The sequence below is a fragment of the Psychroflexus gondwanensis ACAM 44 genome (assembly GCF_000355905.1).
In the GTDB taxonomy this organism is placed as follows: Bacteria; Bacteroidota; Bacteroidia; order Flavobacteriales; family Flavobacteriaceae; genus Psychroflexus; species Psychroflexus gondwanensis.
Map to the genome: position 1 here is coordinate 1 of NZ_APLF01000056.1, position 687 is coordinate 687.

Here is a 687-nt window from a genome sequence, read left to right on the forward strand (position 1 = left end):
ATTCCAGACCGCTTTTTTTTTAAGATGTTGTGTTGTGAATAACATTCATAGGTTTATGTTATTTTAGGACATTATGAAACATTTTGTTTACATCATTCACTCTTCCAAAGTAGGAAGCTACTATAAGGGATATTCCATCCGACCATTCCATAGATTGAGAGAGCATAATGAAGATTCAAGTCGTTACACAGCGAATAAAGGACCGTGGAAATTAGTTTATTTACAGTCTTTTCCAGACAAGAAAGAGGCTTTAATTCGAGAACGAAAACTTAAAAAATACAGTAAGGATCAAATTCTAAGATTGGTAAGAACACCACTAAATGAAATTACGAAGTTCAAAAGAGACAGTTCATCTAAGGAAGATTAACATGGCCTGTCATCCCCAAGGCATTGTGGACGAGTTCGAGTCTCGTTGTGATCCCTAGGCATTGGGATTCCAGACCGCTTTTTTTTAAGATGTTGTGTTGTGAATGTGAATAACATTCATAGGTTTAGAATTATTAAACCGTTAGAAGTCTTTCCGATAGGAAGGGCTTTTTTGTTATATGGTGTTTTGAGGAAACTATGAAACATTTTGTTTCCATCATTCATTCTTTTTCTAAGATTGATAGGAGTACCACTAAATGAAATTGCGAAGTTCAAAAGAGACAGTTCATCTAAGGAAGATTAACATGGCCTGTCATCCCC

At 35.4% G+C, this 687-nt stretch carries 1 protein-coding gene; it reads left to right on the forward strand.

Annotated elements, in window-relative coordinates; genetic code table 11:
- The first annotated feature begins 73 nt into the window (after nt 1-73).
- On the forward strand, nt 74-367 hold the full coding sequence (locus PGOND44_RS14890; protein WP_003447644.1) for a GIY-YIG nuclease family protein: 294 nt from the start codon (nt 74-76) through the stop codon (nt 365-367).
- Nucleotides 368-687 lie beyond the last annotated feature (320 nt).

Coding starts and splice junctions, on each gene's coding strand:
- PGOND44_RS14890 (WP_003447644.1), top strand. CDS start 74: ATGAAACATTTTGTTTACATCATTCACTCTTCCAAAGTAGGAAGCTAC.